At 72.8% G+C, this 21,325-nt stretch carries 15 protein-coding genes and 1 pseudogene; 5 read left to right on the forward strand and 11 right to left on the reverse strand.

The genetic code is table 11. From position 1 onward, the window contains the following. Positions 1-136 precede the first annotated feature (136 nt). From ACFY3J_RS03190 to ACFY3J_RS03220, 7 genes are all read right to left on the reverse strand, one after another. Positions 137-994, reverse strand: coding sequence for an HpcH/HpaI aldolase/citrate lyase family protein (locus ACFY3J_RS03190; protein WP_384180346.1), 858 nt, complete (start codon positions 992-994; stop codon positions 137-139). Then, positions 991-2,223, reverse strand: a complete 1,233-nt coding sequence (locus tag ACFY3J_RS03195) for a CaiB/BaiF CoA transferase family protein (RefSeq protein WP_384180348.1) — start codon at positions 2,221-2,223, stop codon at positions 991-993. Before ACFY3J_RS03195 ends, ACFY3J_RS03190 begins: the two co-directional genes overlap by 4 nt. After that, a complete protein-coding gene (locus ACFY3J_RS03200) occupies positions 2,220-3,611 on the reverse strand; it encodes an ADP-ribosylglycohydrolase family protein (protein WP_390840064.1) in 1,392 nt (463 codons plus the stop codon). The genes ACFY3J_RS03195 and ACFY3J_RS03200 overlap by 4 nt, the downstream gene beginning before the upstream one ends. Continuing rightward, positions 3,599-4,786, reverse strand: coding sequence for an ADP-ribosylglycohydrolase family protein (locus ACFY3J_RS03205; protein WP_390840066.1), 1,188 nt, complete (start codon positions 4,784-4,786; stop codon positions 3,599-3,601). Before ACFY3J_RS03205 ends, ACFY3J_RS03200 begins: the two co-directional genes overlap by 13 nt. Before the next feature lie 8 nt (positions 4,787-4,794). Then, the gene (locus ACFY3J_RS03210) at positions 4,795-5,910 is read right to left on the reverse strand and encodes an ADP-ribosylglycohydrolase family protein (protein WP_384180354.1); all 1,116 of its coding nucleotides are present in this window, start codon (positions 5,908-5,910) and stop codon (positions 4,795-4,797) included. Next, positions 5,907-6,029, reverse strand: a complete 123-nt coding sequence (locus ACFY3J_RS03215; RefSeq protein ID WP_384180356.1) for a hypothetical protein — start codon at positions 6,027-6,029, stop codon at positions 5,907-5,909. Before ACFY3J_RS03215 ends, ACFY3J_RS03210 begins: the two co-directional genes overlap by 4 nt. Before the next feature lie 296 nt (positions 6,030-6,325). After that, complete coding sequence (locus ACFY3J_RS03220) at positions 6,326-7,423, reverse strand: ADP-ribosylglycohydrolase family protein (protein WP_384180361.1); 1,098 nt, start codon at positions 7,421-7,423, stop codon at positions 6,326-6,328. 282 nt (positions 7,424-7,705) lie between these two features. On the opposite strand from ACFY3J_RS03220, the gene ACFY3J_RS03225 reads away from it, so the two are divergent. The 3 genes from ACFY3J_RS03225 to ACFY3J_RS03235 all read left to right on the forward strand — a co-directional run bounded on the left by ACFY3J_RS03225 (position 7,706) and on the right by ACFY3J_RS03235 (position 14,911). After that, on the forward strand, positions 7,706-8,437 hold the full coding sequence (locus tag ACFY3J_RS03225) for a VIT1/CCC1 transporter family protein (protein ID WP_384180363.1): 732 nt from the start codon (positions 7,706-7,708) through the stop codon (positions 8,435-8,437). A gap of 506 nt (positions 8,438-8,943) precedes the next feature. Continuing rightward, positions 8,944-13,455: a glutamate synthase large subunit gene (gltB, locus tag ACFY3J_RS03230; protein ID WP_384180508.1), complete on the forward strand. Its 4,512-nt coding sequence runs from the start codon at positions 8,944-8,946 to the stop codon at positions 13,453-13,455. After that, positions 13,448-14,911: a glutamate synthase subunit beta gene (locus ACFY3J_RS03235; RefSeq protein WP_390840069.1), complete on the forward strand. Its 1,464-nt coding sequence runs from the start codon at positions 13,448-13,450 to the stop codon at positions 14,909-14,911. The genes gltB and ACFY3J_RS03235 overlap by 8 nt, the downstream gene beginning before the upstream one ends. Before the next feature lie 122 nt (positions 14,912-15,033). Here ACFY3J_RS03235 and ACFY3J_RS03240 read toward each other — a convergent pair whose 3' ends face one another. From ACFY3J_RS03240 to ACFY3J_RS03250, 3 genes are all read right to left on the reverse strand, one after another. Then, entirely contained in the window at positions 15,034-15,939 is a 906-nt protein-coding gene (locus ACFY3J_RS03240; RefSeq protein ID WP_390840071.1) for a chitosanase, read from the reverse strand. Between the two features lie 21 nt (positions 15,940-15,960). Next, on the reverse strand, positions 15,961-16,881 hold the full coding sequence (locus tag ACFY3J_RS03245; protein ID WP_384180369.1) for a rhomboid family intramembrane serine protease: 921 nt from the start codon (positions 16,879-16,881) through the stop codon (positions 15,961-15,963). 121 nt (positions 16,882-17,002) lie between these two features. Further along, positions 17,003-17,902 (reverse strand): hypothetical protein, encoded by a 900-nt coding sequence (locus tag ACFY3J_RS03250; protein ID WP_384180372.1) that lies wholly within the window; start codon positions 17,900-17,902, stop codon positions 17,003-17,005. 158 nt (positions 17,903-18,060) lie between these two features. On the opposite strand from ACFY3J_RS03250, the gene ACFY3J_RS03255 reads away from it, so the two are divergent. Continuing rightward, a complete protein-coding gene (locus ACFY3J_RS03255) occupies positions 18,061-18,408 on the forward strand; it encodes a chorismate mutase (protein ID WP_141361861.1) in 348 nt (115 codons plus the stop codon). Positions 18,409-18,511: 103 nt separating this feature from the next. Further along, complete coding sequence (gene pepN, locus ACFY3J_RS03260) at positions 18,512-21,025, forward strand: aminopeptidase N (protein ID WP_384180374.1); 2,514 nt, start codon at positions 18,512-18,514, stop codon at positions 21,023-21,025. 49 nt (positions 21,026-21,074) lie between these two features. Here pepN and ACFY3J_RS03265 read toward each other — a convergent pair. Beyond that, a pseudogene (locus ACFY3J_RS03265) lies at positions 21,075-21,269 on the reverse strand (hypothetical protein); the annotation flags it as partial. Between the last annotated feature and the right edge of the window lie 56 nt (positions 21,270-21,325).

Consider the following 21,325-nt stretch of genomic DNA (forward strand, 5'->3'; position numbering starts at 1 on the left):
GGACCCGGTCGGGGGGCCGCCGGCCACGACGGACGATGGGTTTGCCTCTCCCCGACCGACGACCGGCCTTGACGCCCCTCGAAAGCGGCCGTACACCGACGACGGCGCCCCGGATCACGGGGGCGCCCTCGTGGTGTCAGCACCGCCGGGCCAGCGCGAGGGTGCGCCGGGCCGCCGCCACCACCGCCGCGTCGATGAAGCGGCCGTCGGGGAGGGCCTGCGCGCCCAGGTCCGCGGTGGCCGCCTTGATGACCGTCTCGGCCTCCTCGAGTTCCCGGTCGGTCGGCAGATAGGCGCGCTCGATGATCGGGAGCTGGCGCGGATGGATGGCAGCGCGGCCGAGGAAGCCCAGGGCGCGGCCGTGTGCGCAGGAGGCCGCCAGGCCCTCCAGGTCCCGGATGTCGGGGTGGACGGACTGGGGCGGCGGGGAGAGGCCGGCCGCGCGGGCGGCCACGACGACCCGGGCGCGGCACCAGTCCAGACCGGAATCCTGCCGTACGCCCAGGTCGGCGCGGAGGTCGGACTCGCCGATCGAGACGCCGCGCAGCGAGGGATGCGCGGAGGCGATGGCGTAGGCGCGCTCGATGGCCAGCGCGGTCTCCAGGAGGGCGTACAGCGGGGGCCCCGAACCGTCCGCCGGCGGCGGGCCCTGCACGGTCTCCGTCCGCGCCGCGACCCGGGCGACCTGCCCGGCGCACGTCACCTTCGGCAGCCGCAGCCCGGCCAGGCCCGGCCGGGGGGCCACCGCAGCCAGGTCCGCGGCGGCCAGCGGCCCGTCGACCGCGTTGATCCGCACGTGCACCGGGACCGGCGGCGGCTCGGTCAGCAGCTCGGCGGTCGCCGCGCGGGCGTACTCCTTGCGGTCCGGGGCGACCGCGTCCTCCAGGTCGACGATCACCACGTCCGCGCCGGAGGCCAGGGCATTGGCCACGACGTGCGGGCGGTCACCGGGGGCGTACAGCCAGGTGAGCGGGCAGAAGGCGGTCGCCGTCACAGAGCGCCCTCCGCACGCAGTGCGGCCAGTTCCTCCGGGGTGAGGCCGAGTTCGGTCAGGACCGCGTCCGTGTCGGCGCCGTGCGGGCGGCCCGCCCAGCGGATCGCGCCCGGGGTGGCGGAGAGCCGGAAGAGGACGTTCTGCATGCGCATCCGGCCGAGTTCCGGATCGTGCAGCGTGGTCAGGGTGCCGAGGGCCCGGTACTGCGGGTCGGCCATCACGTCCCGTACGTCCTGGATCGGCGCGATCGCCGCCTGGGCCTTCTCGAAGGCGGCCAGGACCTCGGTGCGGGTGTGCCGGGCGATCCAGCCGCCCACCGCCTCGTCGAGCACGTCGGCGTGCGCGGCCCGCTCCGCGCCGGTCGCGAACCAGGGCTCGTCGATCAGCTCGGGGCGGCCCACCAGCCGCATCACGCGTTCCGCGACCGACTGCGCCGAGGTGGAGACCGCCACCCAGGTGCCGTCACTGGTGCGGTAGGTGTTGCGCGGAGCGTTGTTCCGGGTGCGGTTGCCGGTGCGGGGCTGGACGTAGCCGAGCTGGTCGTACCAGAGGGGCTGCGGGCCGAGGACGGTCAGGATCGGCTCGATGATCGCCATGTCCACGATCTGGCCGGCCCCGGTGCGCTCCCGCGCCGCGAGCGCGGTCATCACCGCGTACGCCGTGGCCAGGCCCGCGATCGAGTCGGCGAGCCCGAACGGCGGGAGCGTCGGTGGCGCGTCCGGCTCGCCGGTGATCGCGGCGAACCCGCTCAGCGCCTCCGCCAGGGTGCCGAACCCGGGCCGGGAGGCGTGCGGACCGAACTGCCCGAACCCGGTGACCCGGGCCAGCACCAGGCGCGGATTGGCCGCCGACAGCTCCGGCCAGCCGAGCTCCCACTTCTCCAGGGTGCCGGGCCGGAAGTTCTCCACGATCACGTCGGCGGTGGCGGCCAGCCGCAGCAGGGTGCGGCGGCCACCGGGTTTCGACAGGTCCAGCGTGATGGTGTGCTTGTTCCGGCCGAGCAGTTTCCACCACAGGCCGACTCCGTCCTTCGACGGCCCGTGGCCCCGGGACGGGTCCGGCTTGACCGGGTGTTCCACCTTGATCACCTCGGCGCCGAAGTCACCGAGCATGGTGGCGGCGATGGGTCCGGCGAAGAGGGTGGCGAGGTCGAGCACGCGCAGACCGGCGAGCGGCCCGGAGGCGTCGGGTGCGGTGTCGTGGGGCGCGGCGTCGTGGGGCGCGGTCATGAGGCGGGCCGGTCGATGTCGCTCATGGGGCGGGACGCCTCCAGGTGCGTGAGGTGGGCCAGGGTGTCGAAGCCGGTGCCGTCGAAGTCGCCCACCGATGTGGCCAGCCGGTTTTTGAGGGGCGCCGTCCAGCGGTCGGGCAGCTCGTTCGGGGAACCGGCGAGGAGGGCCGCGACACCGCCGGCCGTGGCACCGTTCGAGTCGGTGTCCCAGCCGCCGGAGACGGCGCGGCAGACGGAGCCGGTGAAGTCGCCGTCGGCGTGGGTCAGGGCGGCGGCGACCAGCGCGGTGTTGGGGACGGCGTGCACCCAGTGACAGTCGGCGTGGGTGGCGTGGAGTTCGTCCACGACCGTGTCGAAGTCCTCGTGGGTTTGGGCCAGTTGGACGGCGTGGCGCACGGCGCGGGCGAGCCGGGAGCCGGGCGGCACGACGGTCAGGCCGGTGGCCAGGCAGGTGTGGACGTCGTGGGTTCCGGTCGCCGCGGTGGAGATGACGGCGGCGGCGAACATCGCGGAGTAGACGCCGTTCGCGGTGTGGGTGAGGGTGGCGTCGCGGTGGGCCTGTGCGGCCGCGGCCGCCGGGTCGCCGGCGTTGGTCCAGCCGTGCATGTCGGCGCGGATCAGAGCGCCGATCCACTCGCGGAAGGGGTTGCGCTGCCGGGCGGTCAGCGGGGGTTCGATGCCGAGCAGCAGATTGCGGTAGGCGACGCGTTCGGCGGTGAAGGTGCGGCCCGCGGGGAGTTCGTCCAGCCAGAGGCGGGCGGTGTCGGTGGTCGTGAACCGCTTCCCGTGGCGTTGCAGCAGGAGGAGGTTGAGCAGGGGGTAGTTGAGGTCGTCGTCCTCGGGCATGCCGTCGATGTTCTCGGCCAGGGAGCCGGCCGCCGAGCGGCGGTTCCAGGGGTACGCGGCGGTCAGGTCCTCGGGTACGCCCTTGCCGGTGAACCAGGTGCTGAGGGGCCAGTTGCCGGTGGCCCGGGCGAGTTGGCGGATGCCGGTGAGGGGCAGCTTCTCCACGGGTTTGCCCAGCAGGCAGCCGGCGGCCCGGCCGAGCCAGGCGGCCTCCAGGCGCTCGGCGGTCGCCGGGGGCGCGGGGGCGCCCGGCTGCCCGGGCCAGGCCGGGCACAGGGCCTTGATCGCGGCCAGGTCCGTCGGTTCCGCGTCCGCCAGCCGGCTGGGGAGCTCGGCCAGTTCGTCCAGGAGGTCCTCCGCCAGGAGGCGCAGGTAGCGGGAGGCGCGCCCGGGGGACGCGCCCGCACGCGCCGGCGCCTCGGGTCCGCCCGCCGCGCGCCAGCGGGCGGCGATCGCCGACGGTTCGCGGCCGTCCTGCACCGCCTGGCGCACCTCGTGGCCGAGCAGGTCCTCCGGCTGGACCCAGGTCACTCGGAGCATTCCGGGCCTCCCATTCCGGCGAACGCCCGCTCGTGGGCGCGCCGCCGCCGTACGTCCTTCTCGAAGACCTCCCGGGTCACCCCGGCCAGTGTGCGCGCCGGTTCCCCCAGGTCCAGGCGGCTGGCCTCGGCCACCGTCTTCGCCCAGTCCTCCGGGACGGGCGAGCCCAGCGCTCCCGCCAGCGCCCCGGCCATCGTCGCGGTGGAGTCGCAGTCGCGGCCGTAGTTCACCGCGCCGAGAACGGCCTGCCGGAAGTCGCCGCGCGCCACCGTCAACATGCCCAGCGCGATGGGCAGTTCCTCGATCGCGTGCAGTCGGGAGGGGCGGCGGGCGCCCAGGGACGGGTTCCGGTAGTCCGGCCCGACCGTGTCGTACGGCGCCACCGCCTCCCGCAGCGGGCCCAGCGCCGACTCGAAGTCCGTGTGGCCGCGGGCCACTTCGCAGACCCGCTCGATCGCGGCGCGGGTACCGTCCTTCGCCAGCGACAGGCACGCCGTCACCACCGAGTCCGGGCTCGCCCCCGGCGCGCACGCCGCCGCCACCCCGGCCGCCAGGACGCCCGCCGCCTCCCTGCCGTACGACGACTGGTGGGCGCCCGCGATGTCCAGGGCCTCGGCGTAAGCGGCCGCCGGATTGGCGGCGTTGACCAGTCCCACCGGCGCCATGTACATCGCGGCACCGCAGTTGACGATGTTTCCGGTGCCGGCCTCGCGTGGGTCGACGTGGCCGTAGTGCAGCCGTGCCACGAGCCACTTCTCCGCCAGGAAGACCCGGTGCAGCGGCAGCGCCTCCGCCTGGAGCTCCGGGATCCAGCGCGGGTTCGTCATCAGGTCGGGCACCAGGTGGTCGGCGATCGCGTGGGCGTCGAGATGGTCGCGGACGCGTGCGTACACCCGCACCAGGGCGTGCGTCATCAAGGTGTCGTCGGTGACGTGGCCGTCGCCCTTGTGGTACGGGGCGATGGGGCGGGCGGTGCGCCACCGTTCGCCGTGCCAGGGGCCGACGACGCCGTGCACGCGGCCGCCGTGGCGCTCGAGGATCTGGTCGGGGGAGTAGCCCTCGACGGGGCCGCCGAGCGCGTCGCCGACGGCCGCTCCCACGAGCGCGCCGGCGATCCGCTCCTCCAGGTCCGCGTCCCGGACCACGCCTCGGCTCTGTTCTCCTTTGGGCGTCATGCCCGGAATCATCCTCCTGGAGGGGCCGGTTGTGCGGCTTCCAGGAGTTCGGCGAGTTCCACGAGGTCGGTGCCGGTGAGGCGGGGCAGCACGCAGCCGGACAGGGTGCGGCAGGCATCCCGCCAGGACGCCGGGATCGCCTCGCCGCCGCCCAGCGCACCGGTCAGCGCGCCCGCCAGGGCCGGGGCGGAGTCGGCGACCCGGGACAGGCAGGCCGCCGCCGGAAGCGCCTCGGCGATCCGGCCGTCCGCCGCCGTGGCCAGGGCGAGGGCGACCGGAACCGTCTCGGCGGCGGCGATGCCGTAGCTGTAGACGTGGTCGACGATTCGGTGCTCAAGGAGCGGGACGAGCGCGAACGCGCCCTCGGTGTCCCGGGCCAGGCGCAGCGCGTGCCGCGCGTTGCGGCCGATCTCCGTCCGCTCGGGCAGCTCGGCCAGCGCCGCCGTGACGCACGCCCCGACCTCCGCGCCCGCCAGCGCCTCGGCGAGTGCCGCCGCCATCGCGCGGGCTCCGTGGACGCCGTCGCCGTCCTGGGTGTACCGGGCGTCGAACTCGGCCAGTTCGGCGGCGCACCCGGGGTCGCCCGGGTGGGCCGTGGCCAGCACACAGGCCCGTACGCAGGCGGCGTCGTCGAAGTAGTGCGGGTTGTCGTGCCCGCTGGCCGGCGGGCGCAGTCCGGTCGCCAGGTTGCCGAGCCCGGCCCGGACGGAGATTCGGGCGCGCAGCGGCAGCACCGCCGACTCGACCTCGGGGGCGCGTTCGGCCGCCGCCGCGACCTCGCCGGCGACGGCGTTCCAGGTCAGGTCGATCGCGGCCCGGATACGCCGCTCCCGGCCGAGGTCGCCGAGCGCCCCGTCGTCCCCCGCCCGCAGCAGGGCCTCCGCGGCGAACACCGCCCACTCGGCGTCGTCGGAGGGGCCGAGGCGCAGCGGCTCCGGAGGCTGGTTGAGCGCGATGGGCACGGGCAGCGTCGTCGTCGCGTTCAGTTCGGCGAACGTGTCCAGCTCGCGGGTGAGCCGCCGGGTCCACTCCGGCATCCGAGCGGCCCGGTGCCGCGCGGCGGGCCACCCGGCGGCGTCCCCGGCGGCCAGCCCCAACAACAGCCCTTCGACCCGCCGCGTCACGGCCGCGCCTCGCGTTCGGTGGGCGCGTGACTGTGCCGGGCGTGCGGGCTTGCCGTCACCGGCGGGTGGCTGCTGCGTGCCGGGTGGTCGGCCACGGGCTTCTCGATCCGGCGGCTCATGGTTGCGCCTCGTCCTCGTCGCTGGTGGGGAGCGTGGTTGCGCCGGGCGTGCGGGCTGCCGTCACCGGCGGCTGGCTGTTCCGTACCGGGTGATCGACCGCCGGCTCGTCGGTCCGGGGGCTCATGGTCGCGCCTCGCCTTCGTTGCTGGTGGGGGCGTGGTTGTGCCGGGCGTGCAGGGTGGTGTCATCGGCGGGTGGCCGTTCCGGGCCGGGTGATCGGTCGTCGTTGCGGCGGGGTGACCCCGTGTGGCTGGGCGCTCGGGGGCGTCCCCCGCGGCGGGCCCCGTCCGGTGGCTCACGGCTGTGTCTCCTCTTCGCCGGCGGTGAGCGCGTACGCCGACCGGTCCGGAACGGGGAGTGCCTCACGTCGTACGGGGGCTTCGTGGCGGGGGAGACCGGTGGAGGCGCTCACCAGCAGGTCCGCCACGTCCAGTACGTGCCGGCCCGCCATCGACGGCAGGCAGCTGCCCCGGGCGGGGCCGATGGCCGTCGCCCACTCGTCCGGAATGGCCGAGAGGCCCTGCGTCGCGCCGGCCAGCGCGCCCGCGACCGCCGCCGTGGTGTCCGCGTCGCGGCCCATGTTGACGGCGGTGAGGACCGCCTCGCGGAAGTCGCCGTCGGCGGCGGCGTACGCGCCGAAGGCGAGGGCGACCGCTTCGGGGGCCAGGTCGGTCCAGGGATAGCCGCCGATGACCACCGCGGAGCGGACCGCGCGTTCGCCGCGGTGGGCGGCGGCCGTGGCCCGGCGCAGCGAGCGGGCCGTCCAGGAGTCGTCGGGGACGACGGCGAGGGCGGCGGCCACGACCGCGACCGGCGGCGCGCCCGCCATCGCCGCCGCGACCCCGGCGGCCACCGCCCGGCCGCCGTGGATGCCCTCGCCCTCGTGGCTGACCGAGCCGTCGATCGCCACCAGCCGGGCCGCCTCGGCGGGCCGCCCGGCGGCGAACACCCCGAACGGCGCCGCCCGCATGGCGAGCCCGTCGCTCCAGGCGTGCCGGTGCTGGGCGGAGATGGGGGCGGCCAGCCCCCGGCGCAGGTTCTCCAGCGTGCCCCGCTCGCTGAACCCGGCCCCGCGGAAGGGGCCCTCGGCGCGGTCGGCGATGAACTCGTGCCAGGCGGCCTCCACCAGGGCGGGCGTGAGCGCATGGCCGTGCCGGGCCAGCAGCAGCCCGGAGAAGATGGCGTACTCGGTGTCGTCCGTGCCGGCCGGCCGGTCGGTGACGTAGCCGGTGATCCGGCCCCAGCGGGCGCGGATCTCGGACGGCTTCAGGTTCTCCGCGGGCGCCCCGAGCGCGTCTCCGACGGCGAGGCCGAGCAGTGCGCCGCGTGCCCGTTCACGCGAGGCGGCCGGGGTCGGCGCCGGGGTCTGCGGGGCGTGGATGGTCGATCCCATGGCGGGCTCTCCTCTCGGGGCGCCCCGCAGGGCGGGGAGCCCTCAGCGGAACTGTCCCCGGCGTGGGGCCCTGTGCAGCCTCGGGAACCTCACCATCACCCATACGACATCTGTGCGCCTTGCTTCACGGATGAGCGCCGCAGCATAAAACCGCAGGTTAGCCCAGCCTTCCCTTGCTGGCGGCGGCGAAATTTCCAGCGTAGATTCGTTGTTGTCAAAAAATAGAACTCGTCCAAAAGTCAGCCTTACCTAAGTTCTCGCCCAGCTCAGGGGGACCTCTTCATGGCCATCATCGACACCGAAGCGACGCTCCACGAGGCGCACCGTGACAACCACACGCACCGCGACGTGAACGGTGGCTGGCTGCGTCCCGCGGTCTTCGGCGCGATGGACGGCCTGGTCTCCAACCTCGCCCTGATGACCGGTGTGGCGGGCGGCGCGGTGGGCCAGCAGACCATTGTCCTCACCGGCCTCGCGGGCCTGGCCGCGGGTGCCTTCTCCATGGCGGCCGGCGAGTACACCTCCGTCGCCTCGCAGCGTGAGCTGGTCGAGGCCGAGCTGGACGTCGAGCGCCGCGAGCTGCGCAAGCACCCGGAGGACGAGGAGCGGGAGCTGGCCGCGCTCTACGTCTCGCGCGGCGTGGAGCCCGGGCTCGCCGAGGAGGTGGCCCGGCAGCTGTCGAAGGACCCGGAGCAGGCCCTGGAGATACACGCCCGCGAGGAGCTGGGCGTTGACCCCGGCGACCTGCCCTCCCCGCTGGTCGCCGCGGTGTCGTCGTTCGGCTCGTTCGCGCTCGGCGCGCTTCTGCCGGTGATGCCGTATCTGCTGGGCGCTAACGCGTTGTGGCCGGCCGTGCTGCTCGCCCTCCTGGGGCTCTTCGCCTGTGGCGCGGTGGTGGCCAAGGTGACGGCGCGGACCTGGTGGTACAGCGGTTTGCGGCAGTTCGCCCTGGGTGGTGCCGCCGCCGGTGTGACCTACGCCCTGGGCACCCTGTTCGGAACCGCCGTAGGATAGGGCGCTGGAACTTATGCGGATAGTCGTATAAGTACGCTGTTGCTTGTTTACCCGTTGGTTTCGGCCGCGTGACCACGGGGCATGAGCCGTAAGCACCCGCAGGCAATGAGGCCTGTCGCGCATGCGCAGGGCCGGGCGACTTCGCCCTCCCTGTTCCTTCTGGGCCGACGGACACGGATCCGACCGATCTCGTCCGCCGCCCGCCCCACATCTTTCACCGCCGGTCGCGGTACCCCCTGGCGACCCCCGGTGCCCGCATGCTGGAACGGAGTTTCCGATTCCCGAGAAACCCCCCATCATGTAATCTGCACGAAATTTCGCATTTCAGGCAGAGGGCCAACGTCGTCCCTCGGCACTCGCTCCCCCAGAGCCTGAACGGCCTGGGAGGGACCCACAGCCACATGACGACGACGGGAGAGCCGATGCGTATGCCGCGCCAGCCGTCCCAGCATCCCGCGAACGACCAGAACTGGTCGTTCATGGATGCCCGCCCTGCCGCGCAGGGTATGTACGACCCCCGCAACGAGCACGACGCCTGCGGCGTCGGCTTCGTGGCCACCCTCACCGGCGAGGCGAGCCATGCGCTGGTCGAACAGGCGCTCACGGTTCTGCGCAACCTGGAACACCGCGGCGCGACCGGCTCAGAGCCCGACTCCGGCGACGGCGCCGGTCTGCTCTCCCAGGTGCCCGACGCGTTCCTGCGCGAGGTGGCCGGATTCGAACTGCCCGCGGCCGGTGCCTACGCCGTCGGCATCGCCTTCCTGCCCGAGGACGGCACCGAGGACACCGTCTCGCGCATCGAGGCGATCGCGGGCGACGAGGGCCTGACCGTCCTCGGCTGGCGTGAGGTCCCGGTCGCCCCAGAGCTGCTCGGCGCCACCGCCCGCTCCACCATGCCCGTCTTCCGCCAGCTGTTCGTCACCGACCGCGTCAGCGAGGGCATCGCCCTGGACCGCAAGGCGTTCGTGCTGCGCAAGCGCGCCGAGCGCGAGGCCGGCGTCTACTTCCCGTCGCTGTCGGCCCGCACCCTCGTCTACAAGGGCATGCTCACCACCGGCCAGCTGGAGCCCTTCTTCCCGGACCTGTCCGACCGCCGCTTCGCCTCGGCCATCGCGCTCGTCCACTCCCGCTTCTCCACGAACACCTTCCCGAGCTGGCCGCTCGCGCACCCGTACCGCTTCGTCGCGCACAACGGCGAGATCAACACCGTCCAGGGCAACCGCAACTGGATGCGCGCCCGTGAGTCCCGGCTGGCCTCCGGCCTGTTCGGTTCCCAGGAGACGCTGGAGCGGATCTTCCCGGTGTGCACGCCGGGCGCCTCCGACTCCGCCTCCTTCGACGAGGTCCTGGAGCTGCTCCACCTCGGCGGCCGCTCGCTGCCGCACTCCGTGCTGATGATGATCCCGGAGGCGTGGGAGAACCACGACGCCATGGACCCGGCCCGGCGCGCCTTCTACGAGTACCACTCCACGATGATGGAGCCCTGGGACGGCCCGGCCTGCGTCACCTTCACCGACGGCACCCAGGTCGGCGCCGTGCTCGACCGCAACGGCCTGCGCCCCGGCCGCTACTGGGTCACCGACGACGGCCTCGTCGTCCTCGGCTCCGAGGTCGGCGTGCTCGACATCGACCCGGCCAGGGTCGTCCGCAAGGGCCGGCTCCAGCCCGGCCGCATGTTCCTCGTCGACACCGCCGAGCACCGCATCATCGAGGACGACGAGATCAAGGCGACCCTCGCCGCCGAGCAGCCCTACGCCGAGTGGGTCCAGGCCGGCGAGATCGAGCTGGGCGACCTGCCCGAGCGCGAGCACATCGTGCACACCCACGCCTCGGTCACCCGCCGCCAGCAGACCTTCGGCTACACCGAGGAGGAACTGCGCGTCCTGCTCGCGCCGATGGCCAAGACCGGCGCCGAGCCGATCGGCTCCATGGGCACCGACTCGCCGATCGCGGCCCTCTCCGAGCGCCCGCGGCTGCTCTTCGACTACTTCACCCAGCTGTTCGCGCAGGTCACCAACCCGCCGCTGGACGCGATCCGCGAGGAGCTGGTCACCTCGCTGCGCAGCTCGCTCGGCCCGCAGGGCAACCTGCTCGAGCCGACCGCGGCCTCCTGCCGCAGCGTCGTCCTGCCCTTCCCGGTGATCGACAACGACGAGCTGGCCAAGCTCATCCACATCAACGCCGACGGCGACATGCCCGGCTTGAAGGCCGCGACCCTCTCCGGCCTGTACCGGGTCTCCGGCGGCGGCGAGACGCTGGCCGCGCGCATCGAGGAGATCTGCGCCGAGGCCGACGCCGCCATCGGCAACGGCGCCCGCCTGATCGTCCTGTCCGACCGCCACTCGGACGCCGAGCACGCCCCGATCCCGTCGCTGCTGCTCACCGCGGCCGTCCACCACCATCTGATCCGCACCAAGCAGCGCACCCACGTGGGCCTGCTGGTGGAGGCCGGCGACGTCCGCGAGGTCCACCACGTCGCCCTGCTGATCGGCTACGGCGCCGCCGCGGTCAACCCGTACCTGGCGATGGAGTCCGTCGAGGACCTGGTCCGCGCGGGCACCTTCCTGCCGGGCGGCGAGCCCGAGAGCGCCCTGCGCAACCTGATCCACGCCCTCGGCAAGGGCGTGCTGAAGGTCATGTCCAAGATGGGCATCTCCACCGTCGCCTCCTACCGGGGTGCCCAGGTCTTCGAGGCCGTCGGCCTGGACGAGGCCTTCGTCGACAAGTACTTCAACGGCACCGCCACCAAGATCGGCGGTGTCGGCATCGACGTCGTCGCCAAGGAGGTCGCCGCCCGCCACGCCAAGGCCTACCCGGCCTCCGGGATCGCCCCGGCGCACCGCGCGCTGGAGATCGGCGGCGAGTACCAGTGGCGCCGCGAGGGCGAGCCGCACCTGTTCGACCCGGAGACGGTCTTCCGCCTCCAGCACTCCACGCGCTCCGGCCGCTACGACATCTTCAAGAAGTACACGGACCGGGTGAACGAGCAGTCCGAGCGCCTGATGACGCTGCGCGGACTTTTCGGCTTCGCTTCCGGCCGCGCGCCGATCCCCGTCGAGGAGGTCGAGCCGGTCGGCGAGATCGTCAAGCGCTTCTCCACCGGCGCCATGTCGTACGGCTCCATCTCCAAGGAGGCGCACGAGACCCTCGCCATCGCCATGAACCAGCTGGGCGGCAAGTCCAACACCGGTGAGGGCGGCGAGGACGCGGACCGCCTGTACGACCCGGCCCGCCGGTCCGCCATCAAGCAGGTGGCCTCCGGCCGCTTCGGGGTGACCAGCGAGTACCTCGTCAACTCCGACGACATCCAGATCAAGATGGCCCAGGGCGCCAAGCCCGGCGAGGGCGGCCAGCTGCCCGGCCACAAGGTCTACCCGTGGGTCGCCAGGACCCGGCACTCGACCCCCGGCGTCGGCCTGATCTCCCCGCCGCCGCACCACGACATCTACTCCATCGAGGACCTGGCCCAGCTGATACACGACCTGAAGAACGCGAACCCGCGGGCGCGGATCCACGTCAAGCTAGTCTCCGAGGTCGGTGTCGGCACGGTCGCCGCGGGCGTCTCCAAGGCGCACGCGGACGTGGTCCTGATCTCCGGCCACGACGGTGGTACCGGTGCCTCCCCGCTGACCTCGCTGAAGCACGCGGGCGGCCCCTGGGAGCTGGGCCTGGCCGAGACCCAGCAGACGCTTCTCCTCAACGGACTGCGGGACCGCATCGTCGTGCAGACCGACGGTCAGCTCAAGACCGGCCGTGACGTGGTGATCGCGGCGCTGCTGGGCGCCGAGGAGTTCGGCTTCGCGACCGCTCCGCTGGTCGTCTCCGGCTGCGTCATGATGCGCGTGTGCCACCTGGACACCTGCCCGGTCGGCATCGCCACCCAGAACCCGGTGCTGCGCGAGCGGTTCTCCGGCCAGGCCGAATACGTGGTGAACTTCTTCCGGTTCATCGCCGAGGAGGTCCGCCAGCTGCTCGCCGAACTGGGCTTCCGCTCCGTGGAGGAGGCCGTCGGCCACGCCGAGGTCCTCGACGTGACCCGGGCGGTCGACCACTGGAAGGCGCAGGGCCTGGACCTGGAGCCGCTGTTCCACGTGCCCGATCTGCCCGAGGGTGCGGTGCGCCACCAGGTGACCGCCCAGGACCACGGCCTGGAGAAGGCGCTCGACAACGAGCTGATCAGGCTCGCCGCCGACGCCCTGGCCGCGCCCGGCGCCGCCGACGCCCAGCCGGTGCGCGCCCAGGTCGCCATCCGCAACATCAACCGCACCGTCGGCACCATGCTCGGCCACGAGGTGACGAAGAAGTTCGGCGGTGCGGGACTGCCCGACGACACCATCGACATCACCTTCACCGGCTCGGCCGGCCAGTCCTTCGGCGCCTTCGTCCCGCGCGGCGTCACACTGCGCCTGGAGGGCGACGCCAACGACTACGTCGGCAAGGGTCTTTCGGGCGGCCGGATCGTGGTCCGCCCGGACCGCGCCGCCGACCACCTCGCCGAGTACAGCGTCATCGCGGGCAACACCCTCGCCTACGGCGCGACCGGCGGCGAGATGTTCCTGCGCGGCAGGACCGGTGAGCGGTTCTGCGTGCGCAACTCCGGCGCGCTGGTCGTATCCGAGGGCGTGGGCGACCACGGCTGCGAGTACATGACCGGCGGGCGCGCGGTGGTCCTCGGCGAGACCGGCCGCAACTTCGCGGCCGGCATGTCCGGCGGCATCGCCTACGTCATCGACCTCGACCGGGACAACGTCAACCCCGGCAACGCCGACGCGGTCGAGCCGCTGGACGACTCCGACCGGCAGTGGCTGCACGACGTGGTGCGCCGGCACCAGGAGGAGACGGGCTCGACCGTCGCCGAGAAGCTGCTCGCCGAGTGGGACACCGCGGTGGAGCGCTTCAGCAAGATCATTCCCAGCACGTACAAGGCAGTGCTCGCCGCCAAGGACGCCGCCGAGCGGGCCGGTCTGTCCGAGACCGAGATCACCGAGAAGATGATGGAGGCGGCGATCCATGGCTGACCCGAAGGGCTTTCTGAACCACGGCCGTGAGGTCGCCGAGTCCCGTCCGGTCGAGGAGCGCAAGAGGGACTGGAACGAGGTCTACGTCCCCGGCTCGCTGCTGCCGATCATCAGCAAGCAGGCCGGCCGGTGCATGGACTGCGGCATCCCGTTCTGCCACAACGGCTGCCCGCTCGGGAACCTGATCCCGGAGTGGAACGACTACGCCTACCGCGGGGACTGGGCCGCCGCCTCCGAGCGGCTGCACGCGACGAACAACTTCCCCGAGTTCACGGGCCGGTTGTGCCCGGCGCCCTGCGAGTCGGCCTGTGTGCTCGGCATCAACCAGCCGCCGGTCACCATCAAGAACGTCGAGGTCTCGATCATCGACAAGGCGTGGGAGAACGGCGACGTCGCCCCGCGGATCCCCGAGCGCCTGTCCGGCAAGACGGTCGCGGTCATCGGCTCCGGCCCGGCGGGCCTGGCCGCCGCCCAGCAGCTGACCAGGGCGGGCCACACGGTCGCCGTCTACGAGCGCGCGGACCGCGTCGGAGGCCTCCTGCGCTACGGCATCCCCGAGTTCAAGATGGAGAAGCGGCACATCAACCGCCGTATCGAGCAGATGCGCGCGGAGGGCACCCGCTTCCGTACCGGCGTCGAGATCGGCCGCGACCTGAAGGCCACCGACCTGAAGAAGCGCTACGACGCGGTCGTCATCGCCGCCGGCTCCACCACCGCCCGCGACCTTCCCGTCCCCGGTCGCGAACTGGGGGGCGTCCACCAGGCGATGGAGTACCTGCCTCTGGCCAACAAGGTCCAGGAGGGCGACTACGTGGTGGCGCCGATCTCGGCGGAGGGCAAGCACGTCGTCGTGATCGGCGGCGGTGACACCGGCGCGGACTGCGTGGGCACCGCCCACCGCCAGGGCGCGGCCTCCGTCACCCAGTTGGAGATCATGCCCCGCCCGAACGACGAGCGGCACCCGGTCGACCAGCCCTGGCCGACCTTCCCGATCCTCTACAAGGTCACCTCGGCCCACGAGGAGGGCGGCGAGCGGATCTACTCGGCCTCCACGACCCACTTCGAGGGCGACGAGGACGGCAACGTGCAGTGGCTGCACCTGGCCGAGGTCGAGTTCGTGGACGGCAGGCCGACCCGGAAGCCGGGCAGCGAGCGCAGGATCCCGGCCCAGCTGGTCACCCTCGCCATGGGCTTCACCGGCACCGACCGGGAGAACGGCTTGGTCGACCAGTTCGGCCTGGAGCTGGACGAGCGCGGTAACATCGCCCGTGACGCGGACTTCCAGACCAATGTGCCCGGTGTCTTCGTCGCCGGTGACGCCGGCCGCGGCCAGTCCCTCATCGTGTGGGCGATCGCCGAAGGCCGCTCGGCCGCCCGCGGCGTCGACCGCCACCTCATGGGCGCCGGCGACCTGCCGGCCCCGATCTGCCCGACGGACCGCGCGCTGACGGTCTGACGGCACAACGGTGACCTGACGGTCACTCACATACGTCCCACACAAAGGCGTGTGGAACACAGGCGGCGCCTGCCCAGTCCCCGACCGGACCACAGGGCAGGCGCCGCCGCATGTCCGAAGGACTACGGCGCCTTGTACGTCTCCCCGTACACCTTCCACACCAGCGGGGTCTTCAGGTCCATGTTCCCGTCGTACAGGAACTGCCGCTGGGCGGTGTCGATACGGCTGGTGTCGCGGTTCGTCCTCCGGGCCTTCATGGCCTCGCGGCGGATGTCCAGGAAGACGTCGAGGTAGCTCTTCTCCCGGCCGCCCGCGGCCGGGGTGTCGGCCTCCTTCAGGGCGCGCTCGCGCAGGGCGTAGAAACCGTCCTTGTCGACGCCGGGGCCGTGGAAGACCATCGCGTCGTAGTAGATGAACTGGCCCAGCGTGCCGAGGCCGTCGAGCTTGGCGAGGCGGACGGCCGGATTGAAGTAGGCGCGGTCGCGCTCGTCCTCCTGGGCCTTGCGGAAGGCCGGACGTTCCGACTCCGCCTTCCACGCCGCGGTGAAGTCCGGGTCCAGGCCCTCGTGGGAGTCCGTGCCGTCCACCTCGCGCAGCGCCGGCAGGAACCGGGCGAGGCCGTTGTCCGGGTGGGCCCTGGTGTAGCGCTCGACCAGGATGAGCAGGTCGTGGGTCCCGGTGCAGTAGCCGATGATCCCCGCGGTGTAGCCGTCGCCGTCGCCCGCGTCCTGGATGTGGCCGTAGGTGCTGCGCCAGTCGGGCGTGGAGTTCTCGGCGCTCGCCACGAGCCGCTGGGCCAGCTCCTTCTTCGCGGGCGCGGTCAGGCCCGGGGGCGCCTCGGAGACCACCTCTTCGTCCTGGCCCTTCTCCGACCGTTCGGCCCGCGCCTTGGCGTCCTCACGGGACTCGTGCGCGGCCGTGTGCCGCTTCGCCGCGGCCGGCTCCGGGTCCCGCGGATCGAAGGCGAGCAGCACCGCCAACGCGAGGACCGGGGTGGCCACCAAAAACAATATTCCAGGACGTTTCATGACAGATACCTACGGCCCTGATCAGGCCGCTCCTCCCGACAGTTCCGAGACCTTCGCCCAGCTGAGCGCCATGAGCAGGACCAGCAGGGCCACGCACACGCCCGCCTGGACCAGAGTGCGACGGCCGCCGCGCGGCGCGTACGCGTACGCCAGGGTCACCACGCCGCCCGCCAGCAGGCCACCGAGGTGCGCCTGCCAGGAAGTGAGCCCGGCGGAGATCACCAGCCACAGCAGCAGGCCCGCCATGTACCGGTTGACCCCGCTCATGTCGTAGCCCAGACGGCGGGCCATGACGTAGTACGCGGCGCCGAGACCGAAGATCGCGCCGGACGCGCCGACCGTCAGGGCGTCCGGATCGATCAGCAGGACCAGGACGGAGCCGCCGAGCGCCGACAGCAGGTACAGGGCGAGGTGGCGGGCGCGGCCCAACTGCGCCTCGACCACGCGGCCGATGCTCCACAGCGCCGTCATGTTCATCACGATGTGCAGGATGCCGAACGTCCCCTCGGTGACCGGCACATGCAGGAACGCGCCGGTCAGCAGCCGGTACCACTCGCCGCCGACCAGCCCCTCCGCGTGCACGTCGGGGCCGTACGGGTACTCCCACAGGTAGTGCCCGCCGTCGGTTCCCGCCAGTCCGCGCCCGAGCATCCCCAGACTGTCCACGACCGCCGGGCGCACCAACTCGCCCAGATAGGCGAGGACGTTGAGCCCGATCAGAACGTACGTCACGACCGGCACCGCGCTGATCCGGCCGCCGAACGCCGTCCGTGCCTGCCGTACCGACCGGGCGCCCTCCTTCACACACTCCACGCACTGGTGGCCGACGGAGGCCTCCCGCATGCAGTCCGGGCAGATGTACCGGTCGCAGCGGACGCAGCGGACGTGGGACTCCACTCTGCTGTGGCGGTAGCAGGTGGTGACGGCGGATTCGGCATCCACGGCCGGCTCCTCGGAAAACGCGGGGACATGGCTGAGCCGGTGGGGACGGCGGCGAACAAAATAGCGAAGTGCTGTGACAGATGGTAAAGGTGGGGCCCGCGATCCCGGAACCGCGATCAGGTCAGGTGTCGCACTCCAGGACGGTGCGGCACAGGGCGCACCGGGCGCGCATACGGCCTCCGACCGGGACCCTGATGAGCTGGTGGCAGGTGGGGCAGGAGAAGGACACCCGCAGGGGCTCCCGGCCGCCGCGGCTGAAGGAGTACGGCGCCTCCGGCTGGGCGAGCGGCGCACGGCCGTGGTCCTGGGCGTGCCGGCGGTCGCGGGCGTACCGGCGGCGGCCCGCCCAGCCCGCCGCCGTCAGGGGCGGCTGCTGCTCGTCACCGCGGGCCCGGGCCATGCCCTTGACGTACGCCTCGTATCCCTGGGGGCTGGTGAACCACGTCGAGGGATCCTCGCCGAACACCAGCGCCCGCTTGGCCAGCACGTAGCCGAACTCCTCCGGAGTGAGGTAGCCGAGCTTCTGCGACGACACGCCGTCCTCCCGGAAGGCGTCCAGCAGCAGCCAGCCCGCGCCCAGGTACGTCGCCACCGTGTCCGTGAGGATCTCGTTGTCGCGGGTGCCGGGGAAGGACAGGTCCAGCCGGTGCAGGTAGACGTGGGCCACCTCGTGGGCGAGGGCCGCGCCGATGTCCCGGCGGTGGGTGCGGAAGCGGTCGTTCAGCTCGACGAAGTACTCGGGGCCCGCCGCCAGCTCGACGTTCGCCGCGTGCGTCATCTCGCGGAAGCTGACGATCATGCGGGCGTCCGGCAGCCGGTAGTGGCGGACCAGTTCGCGGGCCACGCGCTGGGCCCCCAGATGCAGGTCGTCGGTGTCGCAGAAGGCCACGTCGGCCGGGGCCACGCTGGTCGCGAACGTCTGCACGGTGCCGTACGAGAGCCGCTTGTACAGGGAGGTGATCGCGGCCCGCACCGTCTCCAGATGCGGGTAGCCGTGCACCACCGGTCCGCCGTTCGCCACGTCCGAACCCCCAAAGACGCCCTGAACTCTCTCCCACTTTATGCGCGGGAGCCCCGATTCCGCCCGGCGTCCGCGCCCCGTGGCGCCCGGTGCCCGCCGTTGACCACGGGTCGGACGCTCATGATCGGAGCGCCGCCCACCCCGTAGGGTTGGAGCCCATGACCACCAGCAGCACCGGTACCGGTGACGTCGCCCCCGCCGTTCACGAGGAGCTCGCGCGCCTGCGCGACAGCATCGACAACATCGACGCGGCCGTCGTCCACATGCTCGCCGAGCGGTTCAAGGCGACCCAGCAGGTCGGCCACCTCAAGGCCGCCCACCAGCTGCCACCCGCCGACCCGGCCCGCGAGGCCCGGCAGATCGCCCGGCTGCGCGCCCTCGCCGAGGACGCCAAACTGGACCCGGCGTTCGCCGAGAAGTTCCTGAACTTCATCATCGCCGAGGTGATCCGCCACCACGAGCGCATCGCGGAGGACGCCGGCAACGGCGAGACCCCGGCGACCTGACCCCCGCCCGCCCGCGCGCCGCCGAACGCGCCCCCCGCGGACCGCGAACGCCTTGCGTCCGTCGGCGACACCCCCTCGTGCCCGCTCCGGGCCATCAGGCAGCATGGCGTACATGTCCGTACTCACGCGCGACGAAGCGCATACCCGTGCCAAGCTCCTCGACGTCCACCGCTACACCGTCGACCTCGACCTGACCGGCGGGGACGACACCTTCGACTCCCGGACCGTGATCCGGTTCACCGTACGGGCAGACCGGGACAGCACGGACACGTTCGTCGAGCTCAAGCCCGCCCACCTGCGCTCCGCCACCCTCGACGGACAGCCCCTCGACCCGCGCGATCTCACCGGCAACCGCCTGCCGCTGAAGAACCTCGCCCCCGGTGAACACGAGCTGCGCGTCGACGCCGCCATGCGCTACTCCCGCACCGGCGAGGGCATGCACCGCTTCACCGACCCCACCGACGGCGAGACCTACGTCTACACCCAGCTGTTCATGGAAGACGTCCAGCGCGTCTTCGCCGCCTTCGACCAGCCCGACCTCAAGGCCGTCTTCGAACTCGCCGTCACCGCCCCCGAGGGCTGGACCGTCCTCGCCAACGGCGTCACCGAGCACACCGGCGACGGTGTCTGGAGGGCCGCGCCCACCCCGCTGATCTCCACCTACCTCGTCGCCGTCGCCGCCGGCCCCTGGCACTCCGTACGCACCGAGCACCGCGGCCTGCCCTTCGGCATCCACTGCCGCCGCTCGCTGGCGCCCCACCTCGACGCGGACGCCGACGAGATCCTCGACGTCACCCGCGCCTGCTTCGACCGCTACCACGAGAAGTTCGACGAGCCCTACCCCTTCGACTCCTACGACCAGGCCTTCGTCCCCGAGTTCAACGCGGGCGCCATGGAGAACCCGGGCCTGGTCACCTTCCGCGACGAGTTCGTCTACCGCTCCGCCGTCACCGATACCGAGCGGCAGACCCGCGCCATGGTCATCGCCCACGAGATGGCCCACATGTGGTTCGGCGACCTGGTCACCCTCAAGTGGTGGGACGACATCTGGCTGAACGAGTCCTTCGCCGAGTACATGGGCTACCAGACCACCCTCGAAGCCACCCGCTTCACCGAACCCTGGGTCGAGTTCGGCGTCACCCGCAAGTCCTGGGGCTACGACGCCGACCAGCGCCCCTCCACCCACCCCGTCGCCCCCGACGCCGTCGACGACACCGCCTCCGCCCTGCTCAACTTCGACGGCATCTCCTACGCCAAGGGCGCCTCCGCCCTGCGGCAACTGGTCGCCTGGCTGGGCGAGAAGGACTTCCTGGCCGGCATCAACACCCACTTCAAGCGGCACCGGTTCGCCAACGCCACCCTCGCCGACTTCATCGACTCCCTCGCCTCCGCCACCGACCGCGACGTGCACGCCTGGGCCGAGGCCTGGCTGCGCACCACCGGCGTGGACACGCTCACCGCGTCCGTCGACGCCGCGCCCGGCCAGTGGACCCTCGCCCTCGACCGCGACGGCAGCCGCCCGCACCGCGTCACCGTCGGCGTCTACGACCGCGACCTGGGCGACGGCCACAGCCTGGTCGTCCGGGAGCGCTACGAGACCGACGTCCCGCAGGACGGCACCGGCCAACCACGCTCCGGCACCCGGCCCGCCCTGATCGTGCCCAACGACCAGGACCTGACCTACGCCAAGATCCGCCTGGACGAGACCTCGCTGGAGACCGCCCTGCGCGGCCTGTCCGGCGTCCCCGACGCGCTCACCCGCGCCGTGGTGTGGAACACGCTGCGCGACATGGTCCGCGACGGTGAACTCGCCCCCGCCGACTACCTGGCGACCGCCTCCGCCCACCTGCCCGAGGAGACCGACCTCGCCCTCGTCCAGGGCGTCCTGGCCTTCGCCACCGGGCAGATCGCCGACCGGTACGTCCACCCCGGGCAGCGGCCCGCCGCCCTGGCCGCCCTCGGCTCCCTGTGCCGCGACCTCATCCGCCGCACCGAGGACGGCGACAACCCCGGTCTGCGCCTGATCGCCGTGCGCCACTTCATCGACGTCGCCGCGCACCCGGACACCATCGCCGCCTGGCTCGCCGACGGCACCGTCCCCGGCGGCCCCGAACTCGACCCGGAGCTGCGCTGGCGCGTCCTGGGCCGCCTCGCCGTCCTCGGCGCCGTCGACGAGGCCGCCATCGCCCGGGAACTCGACCGTGACCCGTCCGCCACCGGTCAGGAGGGCGCCGCCCGCTGCCGGGCCGCGCTGCCCGACGCCGAGGCCAAGCGCGCGGCCTGGGAGTCGATGTTCGCCACCGACGAGCGCACCGACCTGTCGAACTACCTGTTCATCGCCACCGCGCAGGGCTTCTGGCAGCCCGAACAGGCCGATCTCGTACGGGACTACGTCCCCCGCTTCTACCAGGACGCGGTTGCCCTCGCCGACCGCCGCGGCCCCGCCATCGCCGAGGCCGCGGGACGCTGGGCGTTCCCGGTGCACGCCGTCGACGCCGACCACCTGCGACTGGGCGAGGCCTGCCTGCACGACGGCGCCCCCACCCCGGCGCTCCGCCGCAAGCTCGTCGACCAGCTCGACGACCTGTCCCGCGCACTGCGCGTCCGGGAGGCCTAGGCCCTGTCGTCACATTCCCGCCTGCCGTGCGGGGGCCGGTCGTTCCGGGCCGGTCGTTCGCCGGCCCGGCCAGGGCGGTCCGGTCGGCCCGCGGCGGTGTGCGCGGCACGGCCGCCACCGCCCGGCCGACGTCCCGGACGGTGCCCGCGGCGGCCGTGGCGGCGAGCCGCTGGACGCGGGCGACGCAGTCGGTGACGCCGGGGCGCGGCGTGGAGGCGGCGGTGCCGTCCAGGCGGGCCGGCCGCCGCTGATGCCGCGCGGGGCCGGTCGTCCACTCCTAGGCTGCTGGAGTCAGGACGA

Origin of the sequence: Streptomyces sp. NPDC001231 (assembly GCF_042896885.1) — a bacterium.
In the GTDB taxonomy this organism is placed as follows: Bacteria; Actinomycetota; Actinomycetes; order Streptomycetales; family Streptomycetaceae; genus Streptomyces.

Excerpts from the sequence above, each read along its gene's own strand:
- ACFY3J_RS03195 (WP_384180348.1), bottom strand. The coding sequence starts at position 2,223 with ATGACCGCGCCCCACGACGCCGCGCCCCACGACACCGCACCCGACGCC.
- ACFY3J_RS03200 (WP_390840064.1), bottom strand. The coding sequence starts at position 3,611 with ATGCTCCGAGTGACCTGGGTCCAGCCGGAGGACCTGCTCGGCCACGAG.
- ACFY3J_RS03205 (WP_390840066.1), bottom strand. The coding sequence starts at position 4,786 with ATGACGCCCAAAGGAGAACAGAGCCGAGGCGTGGTCCGGGACGCGGAC.
- ACFY3J_RS03215 (WP_384180356.1), bottom strand. The coding sequence starts at position 6,029 with ATGAGCCGCCGGATCGAGAAGCCCGTGGCCGACCACCCGGCACGCAGC.
- ACFY3J_RS03220 (WP_384180361.1), bottom strand. The coding sequence starts at position 7,423 with ATGGGATCGACCATCCACGCCCCGCAGACCCCGGCGCCGACCCCGGCC.
- ACFY3J_RS03225 (WP_384180363.1), top strand. The coding sequence starts at position 7,706 with ATGGCCATCATCGACACCGAAGCGACGCTCCACGAGGCGCACCGTGAC.
- gltB (WP_384180508.1), top strand. The coding sequence starts at position 8,944 with ATGTACGACCCCCGCAACGAGCACGACGCCTGCGGCGTCGGCTTCGTG.
- ACFY3J_RS03235 (WP_390840069.1), top strand. The coding sequence starts at position 13,448 with ATGGCTGACCCGAAGGGCTTTCTGAACCACGGCCGTGAGGTCGCCGAG.
- ACFY3J_RS03240 (WP_390840071.1), bottom strand. The coding sequence starts at position 15,939 with ATGAAACGTCCTGGAATATTGTTTTTGGTGGCCACCCCGGTCCTCGCG.
- ACFY3J_RS03255 (WP_141361861.1), top strand. The coding sequence starts at position 18,061 with ATGACCACCAGCAGCACCGGTACCGGTGACGTCGCCCCCGCCGTTCAC.
- pepN (WP_384180374.1), top strand. The coding sequence starts at position 18,512 with ATGGCGTACATGTCCGTACTCACGCGCGACGAAGCGCATACCCGTGCC.